Raw genomic sequence first — 13,221 nt, 5'->3', positions numbered from 1 at the left:
CGACCATGGCACTGGGGGGGATCGTCTTCGGCATTCTCTGGATGCGCACGCGCAACTGGCTCCTCATCGTCGCCCTCCACGGCCTGGCCGACGCGCTGTCCAACGCGCCCGCGTTCATCGCGACTTGGAAGCTCTGAACGTTCCGGGCGCGGCCGGAACTCGAGACAAAAAAAGGGCGGGCCCGATGGCCCGCCCGTTCGAGACTCTCCCGATGCTCAGTGCGCGGCGGGCGCCGGGGCGCCCTTGGAGCGCGCCTCGTTGACGGTCAAGGCCTTGCCTCCGACTTCCTTCCCGTTCAGGCCGGCAATCGCGGCGGCTCCTTCGGAGTCCGTTCCGAACTCGACGAAACCGAAGCCCTTCGCCTTGCCGGTGGCCTTGTCCATGACGAGCGCCACGCTGTCGACCTTGCCGAACGGCGCGACGAGATCGCGAAGCTGCTGTTCGGTCGATTCCGGAGAGAGATTGCCCACGTAAACCTTCATGATTGACCCTTCTGCGCCTGTCTGGCGAAGATTGACGGCGATGATGTCTGGCGCCGCACTCGCCGACGCGTGCGGGCCCTCTCGCTGATTGTTCGTTCGGGGCTCGGACCGCGAAGCTCGAAGAGCGAAAGCGGGACCAAAGGCGAGCGAAACGAGAACGAAGTCAGCATATCACCGATCCGGGGAAGGGCGGCGAGGACGGAAGGTCGCCGCGGCGAGGCTATTTCAAGCCGCGGACGAGATAGAGATCCGAGAGGTCGCGGCGGACGTTGTACGCGTACGACTTACCGTCGGGCGTGAGGACCAGGGTCGCGATTCGGGAGACGCCCGCCGTGTCCGCCGGCATCAGCTCGAGCCAGGGCTTCCTCTCCCCCGTCTCGACGTCGAGGCGCACGACGCGCGCCGGGAGCTGGTCGCGCTTGAACACGAAGAGGGAGCGCCCGTCGTCGGCCCATCGAGCCGTCACGTCGTCCGGCTCGAAGCCGGGCACGGCCTTCGGTGCTCCGCCGTCGATCGGGAAGAGCCGCAGGTCGACCCGCCTCTGTTCTCCGGCCTGCGCGGCTACCCACTTCCCGTCCGGCGAAAGCGGCATCTCTCCGATGAAGGTGTCCCAGCCGTCCGGAGCGACGGATCGGTAGCCCTTACCGCCGAGGTCGACGGTGAAGAGCTTGGTCTGCCCGCCCGGGAGGACGCCGCTCACGAGCAGCCGGCCGCCCGGGACGAACCAGGCCTGTCCTCCTTCCATGGGAAGCGGGACGGTCCGCGCCTCTCCGGGCCCCGTCGGCACGAGCACGAGATGGTTGGGCAGATTCGGAGGGTGGGCGACCACCCACTTTCCGTCGGGCGACAACGCGAACGCGAGACCTTCACCGAGGCGAACCGCCGGCGACCCGTCGTTCTTGCGGAGATAGAAGGCTCCGGCCGGGCCGCCGCCGGTCCCCCTCTCGTTCAGCAGGAACGTCCGGCCGTCCGCGGACACGTCGATCACGGAGGTCCCCTCGAGCCACGCGAGGTCGCGCTCGAGCGGGTCTCCGGGCGCGAGCGCCATGACGCTGTTCTGCGGATGCGCGACCGTCACGAGGATCGCTCCGGACCGCGACACGTCCTGGAGGTCGAGCGATCCCGCGTGACGGAGGGCGAGCCGCGGCTTGCCGGTGTCACCGACCGCCCAGAGACCGCTCGACCCTCCGGCGTCGTCGGCCGAATACCAGATCTCTTTCCCGTTCGCGCTCCAGGCGACGTTTCTCCCGATCGACGCGCCCTCGACGAGCGTCCGCATCTTTCCCGCAGAGTCGATTCGCGCGATCGTGTGCGGAAGGCCGGGGACGCCGCCCAGGCAGACCGCGAAGGTCTTGCCGTCGGGCGAGAACCTCAGGCCGAGAATGCCGCCGCGGCCGCGGCTCGTTTCGTAGAAGCTCTTTCCCGGCGGGTATTCGATCCGCCAACGCACGCCCGAAAAGAGTCGCCCCACGGCGAGCGTGCTCCCGTCGGGGCTCCAGTCGGCGATCGCGACGTTCTCCATGACCTCGCGGGGAGTGCCGCCGCCGAGCGGCAGCCGCGCGAGCGTCCCGTGGAGCTGCCCCGCCCAGAGGTGCGAATGGAGCTTCACGGCGAGCTCTTCCGACGACGAGACCGCGAGCAGGGCGGCGTCGTCCGCGGCGATCGGGGCCGATTCCGCGGCGGCCGGCCGCACCGTGAAGAGCGCGGCCGGCGCGCCCTCCCACTGGGCCGAATAGACGACCGTCTGCCCGTCGGGCGCAAAGCGCGCGGCGGTGACCGTTCCGCGTCGGAACGTCAGACGCCGGAACTCCGGCCATTCCCGGCCGGCCGGACGGCGGAGCGCGAGGAACGCGGCGGCGAAACCGAGCAGGAGCGCGGCGGCGGGAAGCCCGAGCCTCGCGATGCCGCTTCGCCCCCGCGAGCGGGGGACGGGCGGCGCTCCCCGGGTTTCGGCCGATGCCGGGACCGAAAGGTGCTGCCGGACGGCGTCGAGATCGCGGGCGAGGTCGCGGGTCGAGACGTAGCGGTCTTCCGGCGCCTTCGCCAGGCACCGCTCGATGATCCAGGCGAGCGGGGTCGGAACGCCCGGCGCCTTCTCCGCGATCGGCGGGGGGTCCTCCTGGATGATCGCCGCGAGGGTCTCGGGCGAGCTCGCCTTCTGGAACGCCGGTGCCCCGGCGAGCATCTCGTAAAGGATCGAGCCGAACGAGAACTGGTCGGAGCGGTAGTCCACCGCGGCGCCGCGCGCCTGCTCGGGCGACATGTAGCTGACCGTCCCCATCACGACGCCGGCGGAAGTCCGATGGCCGTCGGACGTCGGCATCTGCGACTGCGCGCCCTCGGCCGGCTCCGTCAGCTTCGCGAGGCCGAAGTCGGAGATCTTCGGGACGCCGGCCTTCGTGATGAGCACGTTCTCGGGCTTCAGATCCCGGTGGACGATGCCCTTCTCGTGCGCGGCGGCCAGTCCCGACGCGATCGGCGCGGCCAGCTCGAGCGCCTTGCGGGCCGCAAGAGGCCCGGCGTCCAGGCGCGCCCGAAGATCGCTCCCTTCGACGAGCTCGCACACGAAGAACGGCGTCTCCCCTTCGCGGCCGACGTCGTACACGGTGACGATGTGCGGGTCGTTCAGGGCGGACGCGGCCCGGGCTTCGCGTTCGAAACGCAGCAGCCGATCCTCGTCTCTCGCGAAGCTCTCCGGGAGGACCTTGATCGCGACCTCGCGCCCGAGGCGCGTGTCGCGCGCCCGGTAGACCTCCCCCATGCCGCCGGCTCCGAGCGGAGACAGGATCTCGTAAGGGCCGAGCTTGACGCCTGGGGCGAACGTCATGAGACAGCCCTGCTGGTCAAGTTACCGAAAAGGATACAGCGGAGAACCGAGGGAGATCGCTTCGGTGTGCTCGCGATGACGAAGAAATCCGCCGCTCGACTTCGAGCCCGCGCCCCGGCGACTCGGCAACTTCCCGCTTTCGCCCCCGGACTTTCGACTCGCCACTCGCGATTCGCGGCCGACGCCGCCGCCGGCGGGGTCGTCAGGACTTGAGCATCTTCAGGATCTCGCGCAGCTCGCGCGCGATCCTCTTCGGATCCGCCGCCGGGTTGGCGGGAGCGGCGGCGCGCGGAGCGGCGGACGGCGCGGGGGCCGGGGGTGCCGCCGACTTCTTCTTCGCCGTTCCGCCGTCGAAGTTCCCGGCGGAGATCTCGGCGTCGATCTTCTTCTTCGCGCCGGCGATCGTGAACCCCTCGTCGTAGAGGAGCTGCCGGATGCGGGAGATGATGTCGACCTCGCGCGCGGTGAAGAGGCGGTTCGGTCCCTTGTCCTTGTCGGCCGAGAGAACCGGAAATTCCGTCAGCCAGTACTTGAGGACGTAGGGGGCGACGTCGGCCGTCTTGCAGACCTCGGCCGTCTTCCAGGCGTCCTTCCGGGGAGCGGGGTCGGGCATCGCGGCTATTTTAACCCGCGTTTGCCGCGATTCCGCGGACCGCCGCTCTTCCGGGACGCAGAACCGCCGCCCGGGCCGCGGCTCTTCGCCCGGACGCGGCGGCGTGCCGCGTCCCCGCCGTGCCGCTCCGCGGAGTCGCCGCCGTGCCGGAGACCACCGTCGCCGCTCGGGCGGCGCGCCGTGGCATCCGTCTGGCGTCTGGCCGAAGCGTCCGTCTGGCGTCTCGCCGTGGCATCCGTCTGGCGTCTCGCCGAAGCGTCCGTCTGGCGTCTCGCCGACACCTTGAACTCGATCGGCGTGCCCTCGAAGTCGGCGGTCTTCCGGAGGGCATTCTCGAGGCGCCGCGCGTCGGAAAAGTAGAGGCTTTCGGCGCGGGAGGCGACGAGCGAGAACGACGGCGGAGAGGTCCCGGTCTGCGAGGCGTAGAAGATCTTGAGCGTCCGTCCCGAGGCGCCCTTCGACGTGCGATTCTTCGTCTCCCGGGAGATGAACTCGTTCAAGACCGAGGTCGGAATCCGGCGTTCGCGGTTGGCCGCGATCCGCGCGATCTCGGCCGGGAGCTTCGCGACCCCGCGGCCGGTCTTTGCGGAGACGAGGAGGATCGGAGCGAACCGCGCGAACGGGAACTTGTCGTACACGTCGCGCCGGAACTCCTCCGCGATCCTGCCGGAGCCGGCGAGGTCCCACTTGTTCGCGACGAGGACGATCCCCTTCCCCTTCTCGATCGCGTAGGAGGCGACGGTCGAGTCCTGGGAGGTCGGCCCCTCCGCCGCGTCGAAGACGACGAGCGCGACGTCGCACCGGTCGAGGCGCTTGCGCGCTGCGACGACCGAGAGCACTTCCGGCCCCTGCTCGGTCTTCCCCTTCCGCCGGATCCCGGCCGTGTCGACGATGCGGAACGCGCGCCCGCCGATCTCGACCCGCGCGTCGAGGGAGTCGCGCGTCGTGCCCGCGACTTCCGAGACGATCGCGCGCTCGAATCCGACGAGGGCGTTCAAGAGCGACGACTTTCCGACGTTGGGCCGGCCGATGATCGCGACGGCAATTTCGCGCGAAGGCTCGGGTTCGTCCTGTGCGCCGGCGCCGAGGCGGACGGCGACCGAGTCCAGGAGCTCGTCGATCCCGAGGTTGTGCTCGGCCGACACGCCGATCACCTCCGAGAACCCGAGCGCGTAGGCCTCCGGCTCCCCTTCACGCCCCTCGCGGCGGTCGATCTTGTTGGCGAGAACGACGCAATCCTTCCCCGCCTGGCGCACGACGCGCGCGGCTTCCCGGTCGCCGGGAAGAACGCCCGCCGAGGCGTCGACGACGAGGAGCACGAAGTCCGCCCGCCCGATCTCCTCGAGCGCGCGCTTGCGCACGGCGGCCGGGATCGCCTCGCGGTCCGACGGGTCGAAGCCGCCGGTGTCGACGACGACGAAGCGGCGGCCGTCCGGGAGCGACACTTCCTCCTCGATGACGTCGCGCGTCATGCCGGGCAGGTCGTGGACGAGCGAGCGGCGCCTCCCGAGCAGGCGGTTGAAGAGAGCGGACTTTCCGACGTTGGGCCGCCCCACGACGGCCACTCGGAAGCTCATCCCTGCTCCGGCGGGCGGCGCGGCGCCGGCTCCGGCGCGCGCCGGGCGGGCCGCTCCGGCGGACGGCGGGGAGCGCCCTCCCGGCGCTCCCCCTCCGGCCGGAAATCGACGCGACGCTGCACCTCGTCGATCGCGACGAGCTGGACGCGGATCGCGTCCCCCAGGCGGTAGATCTTCCCGCTCGAGCGGCCGCGCAGCCGGTGCCCCTTCTCCTCGTACACGTAGAAGTCGTCGGACAGGGTCGAGACCGGCACGAGCCCCTCGACGAGGTATTCCGAGAGCGTCACGAACACGCCGAAGGCCGCGACTCCCGAGACATACGCGTCGAAGGAGCGCCCGATCTTGTCGCGCAGGAAGACGATCTTCTTCCAGAGGAGCGACTCGCGCTCCGCGGTCTCCGCCCGCCGCTCGCGCTCGGAGGACTCGCGCCCGAGCTCCTCGTAGGCGTTGGAGCGGAGCTCGAGCTCGTCGGCGGGGAACGGCCGGCGCGAGGCCAGCAGCCGCGTGAGCGCGCGGTGGACGATGAGATCCGGATAACGGCGGATCGGCGAAGTGAAGTGGCCATAGTACGGCGCCGCCAGCGCATAGTGGCCCCGGCATTCGGCCGAATAGACGGCCTTGCGCTGCGACCGGAGGAGGAGATCGGTCAGGAACCGCTCTTCCGGCTTTCCCTCGATCTGCTTGAGGAGCTTCTGGAACGCGGCGGGCGGGACTTCCTCGAGGTTCCCCTTGAGCTCGTAACCGAACGTCTCGAGCGTCTCGCGCAGGTCGACGAGCTTGTCGGGATCGGGGCGGTCGTGAACCCGGTAGATCGCCGGCTCCTTCGCGAAGAAGAGGTGCTTCGCCACGGCCTCGTTGGCCGCGAGCATGAACTCCTCGATGATCGTGTGCGCGACGTTGCGCGACTCGGGCCGGATGCCGATCACGTATCCCTCGTCGTCGAGCATCACGGCGGCCGACGGCAGGTCGAAGTCGATCGAACCGCGCGCCTCGCGGCGCTTCCGAAGGACCGTCGCGAGCTCGCGCATCACGCGGAAGCTCTTCACGAGCCCCCCGTAATGGCGCTCGTCGTCGGGAGCCGGATGCTCGAGGAGGCGGGCGACCTCGGTGTAGGTCATCCGCGCGGCGCTGCAGATCACCCCTTTCGTGAACACGGTCTGCTTCACGCGCCCGGCCGCGTCGAAATCGATCCCGACCGACAGCGTGAAGCGGTCCACCCGGGGGTTCAGCGAACAGAGGCCGTTCGAGAGCCGCTCCGGGAGCATCGGGACGACCCGGCCGGGAAAGTAGACCGACGTGCCGCGCCAGCGCCCCTCCGCGTCGAGGCGCGTCCCCTCCTCGACGTAATGCGAGACGTCCGCGATGTGAACGCCCAGCCGATAGCCGTCGGCGGTCTTGTCGACCTCGACGGCGTCGTCGAAGTCCTTCGCGGTCTCGCCGTCGATCGTCACGATCGTGTGGTGGCGGAAGTCGTGGCGGCCGGTCAGATCCGCGGGGTCGATCGACTCCGAAAACGCGTTCGCTTCCGCCTCCACCTCGTTCGGGAAGCGGCTCGGGAGGTCGTGCGAGCGGATGACGATCTCGATGTCGACGCCGGGCTCGCCGAGGAAGCCGAGCCGCTCGACGATCTCGCCGCGCGCGATGCGGCGGTCGTCCGGGTAGGACGTGAACTTCGCGACGACGATCTCCGAATCGACCGCGTCTCCCGCGGCGTCCTTCGGCACACGGACCTCGGTCGCCATCCTCGGGTTGTAGGGACGAACGACGGACCGGCCCTCGGCGGCGTCGTACTGCCCCACGATCCGGTCGCGCGCACGCTCGAGGATCTTGATCACCGTGCCGGAGACCCGGTCCGCCATGCGGCGCGGACCGCGCTGCTTCGCGGGCTTCCTCTCCTGCTCCCGGGCGAGGACGAGGTCGCCGTCGAGGGCCCCGCCGAGCCCCCGGCGCGGGATGTAGAGATCCTCGCCGTGGAGCTCGGGGGAGAGGACGAAGCCGAAGCCTTCGGCCCGGATCGAGATCTTCCCGGCGACGAAGCCGGTGTGCTCGATCGCGGAGTACTTCTCGCCCCGGACCCGGGCGACTTTCCCCTGCCGCTCCAGCACGTCGAGGCGCGCGCGGAATGCCTCTTCCTCTTCCTCGGGGACGGCGAGCGCGCCGGCGAGCTGGGCGAACGAGAGCACGCGGCTCCCCTTCTGTCTCAATTTTTCGAGGACTTGCGATTCGGTCGGCAACATCGGCCCGAGTCTACATTGGGGCGCGGCAGCCGACTTTTCCCGGCGTTGCCGCCCTGATAGAATCATCCGCCCTGCGAAAGTGGCGGAACTGGCAGACGCGCAGGTCTCAGAAGCCTGTGGTGAATAACCGTGGGGGTTCAAGTCCCCCCTTTCGCACCAACGATTCTTCCAAATTTCCTCGTTTTTCGCGGCCGCCGCGTTTTCAGCGGTCTGGCACGGACTCTGCAATTCGATCGGTAACGGGCCGAGCCCCGAGAAAAGCGGGACGAGAGAACAAAATGAAAACGGTGGCAACACGGATGATGCAGAGAGACCAGAGAACTTCGGCTGTCGCTCGGCAGAAAGGCTTTTTCGGGTTCGCGGAGTACAGGTGCCGGAACCGGTCGTGTGTCCTTTCCCGCTTCGACCGATTTTCGATGGCGGCGGCGCCGCAGGCGCGATGCCCCGTCTGCGGCGCGCGGGCGGTCCCGGCCGGACGCGAGTCCGCCGAAGCTTCGGCGAACTGACCGCGCGCCCTCAGGCGATCTTCGCGATCGTGCCGATGAGGTCTTCGGGAGCGACGGGCTTTCCGAGGAACGCGACCGCCCCGAAGCGCTTCGCGCTGTTCTCGACGGCCTTCAAGGCCGAGACGACGACGACCGGGATCGAGGCGAGCTCCGGGTCCGCCTGCTGGGCGCGCCGAAACTGCCAGCCGTCCATCTCCGGCATGAGCATGTCGAGGAGGATCACCGACGGGCGCTCCTGCGCGCGGAGATAGGCCATGGCGGCGGCGCCGCTGCCGACCGCGACGACGCGGTGTCCCTGGCCTCGCAGGAGCTCGCCGAAGACTTCGCGGGAATCGGGATCGTCCTCCACCACGAGGACGGTCTTCTTCGGCCGCCGGACCCCTGCATTTCCGACCGGGTTCAGTTCCATTGAGCGTCCCCCAAGCAAATTCGAGGCCAATGACCCGCCGCGGGAAATCGCTTTTCCTTTGAAATCAAGGACTTGTGCGCGCTCTCGATTGACGGCGCCGAACACAAAGGCAAGATTGCGCGCCGCGGGGCGATTCTATTCGAGATCCGACGCCGGAATCGCGAATGCTTTCTCCTTGCGCCCCCGGTCGACGCACAGAAAGCAGGCTTTGTAGATCGGGTCGTAGCCCATCGCGAGCTCGGATTTCGTCACGAAGATCTCGCGCGGCGGCTTGCGGCGGTCGTCCGCGTCGGAAAGACGGATCGTGACGCCGCGCGGCGTCGCGGTCCTCGCGTCGAGGCGCAGACGGTGCGGCGGTTCGTACGTGCACGTGTAGATGGTTTCCTCGCTCATGCCCCCTCGCAGAAGCGGAAGAGCCGCTCGCGGGCCGGCTCCGGCATCTTCGCAAACGACAGGCCGTAGTTGCGGCGCAAGCGCTCGGAGTCGAACGCGGCGCGCCGGACGACCGCGGACGCCGCGATCGGCTCCGGGTCGTCGGCCAGGAAGAACTCGATCTCGATCTCGTCTCCGACGGAAAACTCCTGCTGGACCTCGATCAGGACCCCCGTCCGCGAGACGTTCACGGCGCTTCCGAGATGCGCGGGCGACCCGCTCCCCGCCTTTCGCACGCGCGCGAGGGTCGACGCGTCGCGCCGCCGCGGGACGGAGATCTGCCGGCGGAACGTCTCGAGCATGACGTCGGGCGGAGTCGAAGGGAAGACCACGTCGTTGATGCCGGCGAGGAAGGATTCCGGGAACTCCTCGGCATCCGGGTCGAGGAGGAGGACGATCGCGACCCGGCGCGGCCCGATGATCTCGCGGAACCGGTCGTACAGGGGGAGGCCGTCCTCGCGGAACGGAGAGAGGATGAAGAGGTCGAACTTGCCGGCGCGATCGGGCTCGAAGTCGAGCGCCGAGATCGCCTCCGGGTCGAATCCGCCGGCGCGGAGATCCGGGAGGAGCCTCGCCGCTCCGGGACCGACGAGGGCGACCCGCTTCACGCCCGCGCCTCGCGGCCGGACGGGCGCGGCTCACCGCCACGACGGACGACGATCTCTCCGGACGCGACCCGGCTCTCGTCGCCGTGGATCGAGCCGAAGAATTTCACGATCGGCCCGTACCGGGCGACGAGCGAGACGTCGACCGAGAGCCGTTCCCCCGGGACCGGGAGGCGATCGACCGCGAACCCGTCGATCCCGGCGAGGAACCCCGTGCGGCCGATCTCCGCGTCCCCTCCCTCGAGCAGCAGCGCCGCCTGGGCGATCGCCTCGGCGAGGAGGAAGGGCATCGCCCACGCCTCCCCCGAGCACGCCCGCTGGCCGGCCGAGACGGTCATGGAGACGCGGCCGCGCGAGAACGTCTCATCGCGCGCCTCGAGCACCGTGTCGACGAAACGGAAGGGGTATCGGTGCGGAAGCTCCGGAATCATCGCTCCCGGCTAAGCCGCCGACTTCTCTTTGATGAAACCGGCCAGAGAGTCGACCGACGAAAACGCCTTCACGCCGACTTCCTCGTCGGCGACCTTCACTCCGAATTCCTGCTCGATCCCGAGGACGAGCTCCAGCGCGTCGATGGAGTCGAGGCCGAGCCCCTCCCCGAAGAGCGGCGCCCCGTCCTCGATCGACGCGGGCTCGATGTCCAGCTTCAAACGGCGGACGATCAGATCCTTCACGCGGGTCTTCAGCTCCGTGTCGTTCATGGATTTTCCTTCCCGGGCGAAATTATACGCGATCACGCCGTCGGCCGGTCGCGCCCGCGCTTGCGCGCTGGAACGCGCCGGCCTTCCAGATCGCGGACCTCCTCGCCTCGGTAGCTCGCGCACGGGCGTGCGCGGCGATCGGCGCGTTCGGCGGGCCGGCCGGCCGCTAAGGCGTACCGACGAGCGTACGTCGTGCGGACGGCCGGCCCGACGGACGCGTATAACGGCGCGTATCGCCGCGCTCGCCCACGGAAGATCACGGGACTGTCTATTCCGTTGGTTCAGCCACGAGGCGCGGCGAGACGTGCTGGAAGACGCGTTCGGCGGGCCGGCCGGCCGCTAAGGCGTACCGACGAGCGTACGTCGTGCGGACGGCCGGCCCGACGGACGCGTATAACGGCGCGTATCGCCGCGCCCGCCGGCGTCGATGCGGGAAGAAGCTCGCTCAGTTCAGACCCACCCGAAAGCGCGGCGAGGCGCGAGCCCGGCGGGATGCGGGTCGCCGGCCGGCGCCTAAGGCGTACCGACGAGCGTACGTCGTGGCGACGGCCGGCGGCACGCGCCCGCCCGGCTCGACCTTGTCGCGCCGTAGCCTCGGCGAAGGCGGATGCATCGCCGCGCTGGCTACATCAAAAGGCCGCCGTCGACCTGCCATATCTGCCCGGAGACATACGACGCCTCGGGCGACGCGAGGAACGCGACGACGGCGGCGACCTCTTCGGGCGATCCGTAGCGCTTCGCGGGGATCAGCTTCAGGTAGTCGGCGAGGATCTCCGGCGAGAGGTCGCGAATCATGTCGGTCTCGATGATCCCCGGAGCGACGGCGTTGACGGTGATGTTCCGGCCGCCGACCTCGCGCGCGAGCGACTTCGTGAAGGACATCACTCCGCCCTTGGCGGCGGAGTAGTTCGTCTGCCCCATCTGGCCGGAGATGCCGCTGTCGGAGACGATGTTGACGATCCGCCCCCAGTTCTTGTGCATCATCTTCCGGACGAACGCCTTGCACATCCGGTACGTGCCTTTCAGCGACGTCTCGACGACGCGGTCCCAGTCCTCCTCGCGCATGAAAGCGAAGAGCACGTCCTTGATGATCCCCGCGTTGTTGACGAGGATGTCGCAGCCGCCCCAGTCGCGCTCCACGCGCGCGGCGAGCTCGGCGACCTCCTCGTTCTTCGTGACGTCTCCGGGAAGCGAGAATGCCTCCCCCCGCTGCGCGGCGATCTCCGCCACGACCTGATCGGCGTTCTCGAAGTCGTCCTTGCAGGTGATCACGACGCGTGCGCCGTCGCGCGCGAGGCGCCGCGCGATCGCGGCGCCGATCCCGCGGGAGCCTCCGGATACGACGGCCGTCTTGGTCGGCATAGGCCGAATTTAGCAGTCTTTCGGCTCGCGCGAACCCGCCGGCCTACTTCGCCTCTCTCTCGCGCGCGATCCCTTCGATCGCGGCGAGGGTTCCCGCGGGGCGGCAGCGGCCCTCGCGGACGATCCAGCGGAGCATCCGGGAGAGGGTTTCCCCGGGCCCGACCTCCAGGAAGTCGCGGTGGCCGTCGGCGAACATCCTCTCGACCGTCTCCTTCCAGCGCGAAGGGAGCGCGATCTGGCGCGCGAGGAGATCGGCGACGTCCTCCGCGGCCTCGATCCGCGCCGCGCGGTGCCCCGCGTACAGCGGGACCCGCGGCGCCGCGATCGACGCGCAGCCGGCGACGACGGTCCGCACGGCGTCGGCGACCGGCTCCATCAGCGGGCTGTGGATCGGCCAGGTCATCGGAAGCCGGATCACCTTGAGCGCGCGCGGCGAGAGCTCCGCGAGCGCCCGGTCGATGCCCCGGCCGGAGCCGGTGAGGACGAGCTGCGTCGCGGCGTTGACGTTGCCGATCCAGACCGGATCGCCGGCCGCACGAAGCGCCGCGCAGACCTCTTCGGCCGCGGGGACGCCGACGCCGATCACCGCTCCCATCGCGCCGCCGATCCCCAGGCGCTCGACGGTCTCCGTGACCGCGAGCAGCACGTCGAGCGCGTCGTCGAACGAGACGGCCCCGGCCGCGACGAGCGCCGCGTAGTTGCCGAGCGAATACCCCGCGATCGCGTCGGGCGCGACGCCGCGTCGCGCGAGCTCGTCGGCCGCGAGCACCGAAACGAGGAACACGCCCGGCTGCGCCGCCCGGTTCTCGCCGATTTCGGCCGGGTCCGAGAGCGCCCGGCCGAGGTCGAACCCGATGCGCCCGGAGGCGCGCGCGAGGAGCGCCCGCGCCTGCGCGGATGCCGCGAGGAGGTCGGCTCCCATCCCGGCGTGCTCCGAGAGCTGCCCCGAGAAGAGCCAGGCGCTCACAGGAGGTCTCCGAACGGCACGAGCGGCCGCGACGCGAGCAGCCGGTCGAGGCGGCCGGACAGCCTCCGCCGGTGCGCGCAACGCGTGAGCCGCAGGAGGGCCGAAGAGCCGGGAAGCGGCGGCGGCTCCGGGTCGAGCTCCCAGGGGTGGAACGTGAAGACCGCGGGGGCGCCTTCCTCCCGGAAACGGTCGGCCTGGGCCATCAGCCGGCTCCACCGGAGTTGGCGAAACGCCCACCCGCCGCCGAAATGGACCGTCTGGCCCCATCCGCGCCCCGTGAGCGGGGGGAACTCGAGGATCTTCCCGCTCCGGGTCTCGACGACGACCGGTCCCGCGGGATTGCCGGGCCGGCCGAGGAGCGGGATCCGCGTGACGGAAGCGTCGTACCGAAATCCGGCCTCCGCGATCGCCGCGAGCGACGGATCGTCGATGCCGCGCACGGACCATTCCGGCGCGCGGAAACCCGCGATCGCCGCTCCCGCGAGGTCCTCGAGGAGCGCGCG

At 69.9% G+C, this 13,221-nt stretch carries 13 protein-coding genes and 1 tRNA gene; 1 reads left to right on the top strand and 13 read right to left on the bottom strand.

What is annotated here, in order from left to right; genetic code table 11:
• Positions 1–215: 215 nt before the first annotated feature.
• From VKH46_08900 to rnr, 5 genes are all read right to left on the bottom strand, one after another.
• Positions 216–482 (bottom strand): RNA-binding protein, encoded by a 267-nt coding sequence (locus tag VKH46_08900; protein ID HKB70947.1) that lies wholly within the window; start codon positions 480–482, stop codon positions 216–218.
• A 220-nt stretch (positions 483–702) separates the two neighbouring features.
• Positions 703–3,309 (bottom strand): protein kinase, encoded by a 2,607-nt coding sequence (locus VKH46_08895; GenBank protein ID HKB70946.1) that lies wholly within the window; start codon positions 3,307–3,309, stop codon positions 703–705.
• 202 nt (positions 3,310–3,511) lie between these two features.
• Positions 3,512–3,922, bottom strand: coding sequence for a MerR family transcriptional regulator (locus VKH46_08890; protein HKB70945.1), 411 nt, complete (start codon positions 3,920–3,922; stop codon positions 3,512–3,514).
• A 5-nt stretch (positions 3,923–3,927) separates the two neighbouring features.
• Positions 3,928–5,499, bottom strand: a complete 1,572-nt coding sequence (der, locus tag VKH46_08885) for a ribosome biogenesis GTPase Der (protein HKB70944.1) — start codon at positions 5,497–5,499, stop codon at positions 3,928–3,930.
• A complete protein-coding gene (gene rnr / locus VKH46_08880; GenBank protein HKB70943.1) occupies positions 5,496–7,736 on the bottom strand; it encodes a ribonuclease R in 2,241 nt (746 codons plus the stop codon). The genes der and rnr overlap by 4 nt, the downstream gene beginning before the upstream one ends.
• A 73-nt stretch (positions 7,737–7,809) precedes the next feature.
• Here rnr and VKH46_08875 point away from each other — a divergent pair.
• A tRNA-Leu gene (locus VKH46_08875) sits at positions 7,810–7,895 on the top strand.
• A gap of 357 nt (positions 7,896–8,252) precedes the next feature.
• On the opposite strand, the gene VKH46_08870 is transcribed toward VKH46_08875, so the two are convergent.
• From VKH46_08870 to VKH46_08835, 8 genes are all read right to left on the bottom strand, one after another.
• Positions 8,253–8,651 (bottom strand): response regulator, encoded by a 399-nt coding sequence (locus tag VKH46_08870; GenBank protein HKB70942.1) that lies wholly within the window; start codon positions 8,649–8,651, stop codon positions 8,253–8,255.
• Between the two features lie 135 nt (positions 8,652–8,786).
• Positions 8,787–9,044, bottom strand: coding sequence for a hypothetical protein (locus tag VKH46_08865; protein ID HKB70941.1), 258 nt, complete (start codon positions 9,042–9,044; stop codon positions 8,787–8,789).
• A complete protein-coding gene (locus VKH46_08860) occupies positions 9,041–9,691 on the bottom strand; it encodes a PilZ domain-containing protein (GenBank protein HKB70940.1) in 651 nt (216 codons plus the stop codon). Before VKH46_08860 ends, VKH46_08865 begins: the two co-directional genes overlap by 4 nt.
• Entirely contained in the window at positions 9,688–10,119 is a 432-nt protein-coding gene (locus VKH46_08855) for a hypothetical protein (GenBank protein ID HKB70939.1), read from the bottom strand. Before VKH46_08855 ends, VKH46_08860 begins: the two co-directional genes overlap by 4 nt.
• Before the next feature lie 9 nt (positions 10,120–10,128).
• Positions 10,129–10,389: a phosphopantetheine-binding protein gene (locus tag VKH46_08850; protein HKB70938.1), complete on the bottom strand. Its 261-nt coding sequence runs from the start codon at positions 10,387–10,389 to the stop codon at positions 10,129–10,131.
• Positions 10,390–11,013: 624 nt separating this feature from the next.
• Positions 11,014–11,751, bottom strand: coding sequence for a 3-oxoacyl-ACP reductase family protein (locus tag VKH46_08845; GenBank protein ID HKB70937.1), 738 nt, complete (start codon positions 11,749–11,751; stop codon positions 11,014–11,016).
• Positions 11,752–11,794: 43 nt separating this feature from the next.
• On the bottom strand, positions 11,795–12,718 hold the full coding sequence (locus VKH46_08840) for an ACP S-malonyltransferase (protein ID HKB70936.1): 924 nt from the start codon (positions 12,716–12,718) through the stop codon (positions 11,795–11,797).
• Positions 12,715–13,221, bottom strand: a 507-nt coding sequence (locus VKH46_08835) for a DUF3473 domain-containing protein (protein ID HKB70935.1), incomplete at its 5' end; no start/stop codon positions are given. The genes VKH46_08840 and VKH46_08835, both read right to left, overlap by 4 nt.

Source organism: Thermoanaerobaculia bacterium, assembly GCA_035260525.1.
Classification (GTDB): Bacteria; Acidobacteriota; Thermoanaerobaculia; order UBA5066; family DATFVB01; genus DATFVB01.
Note: the sequence above shows the minus strand (reverse complement) of the source record. Positions and strands in the feature narration are given on the sequence as shown.

Bases quoted from the DNA above. Each gene is read 5' to 3' on its own strand.
- VKH46_08900 (HKB70947.1), bottom strand. From the start codon at position 482: ATGAAGGTTTACGTGGGCAATCTCTCTCCGGAATCGACCGAACAGCAG.
- VKH46_08895 (HKB70946.1), bottom strand. From the start codon at position 3,309: ATGACGTTCGCCCCAGGCGTCAAGCTCGGCCCTTACGAGATCCTGTCT.
- VKH46_08890 (HKB70945.1), bottom strand. From the start codon at position 3,922: ATGCCCGACCCCGCTCCCCGGAAGGACGCCTGGAAGACGGCCGAGGTC.
- der (HKB70944.1), bottom strand. From the start codon at position 5,499: ATGAGCTTCCGAGTGGCCGTCGTGGGGCGGCCCAACGTCGGAAAGTCC.
- rnr (HKB70943.1), bottom strand. From the start codon at position 7,736: ATGTTGCCGACCGAATCGCAAGTCCTCGAAAAATTGAGACAGAAGGGG.
- VKH46_08870 (HKB70942.1), bottom strand. From the start codon at position 8,651: ATGGAACTGAACCCGGTCGGAAATGCAGGGGTCCGGCGGCCGAAGAAG.
- VKH46_08865 (HKB70941.1), bottom strand. From the start codon at position 9,044: ATGAGCGAGGAAACCATCTACACGTGCACGTACGAACCGCCGCACCGT.
- VKH46_08855 (HKB70939.1), bottom strand. From the start codon at position 10,119: ATGATTCCGGAGCTTCCGCACCGATACCCCTTCCGTTTCGTCGACACG.
- VKH46_08850 (HKB70938.1), bottom strand. From the start codon at position 10,389: ATGAACGACACGGAGCTGAAGACCCGCGTGAAGGATCTGATCGTCCGC.
- VKH46_08845 (HKB70937.1), bottom strand. From the start codon at position 11,751: ATGCCGACCAAGACGGCCGTCGTATCCGGAGGCTCCCGCGGGATCGGC.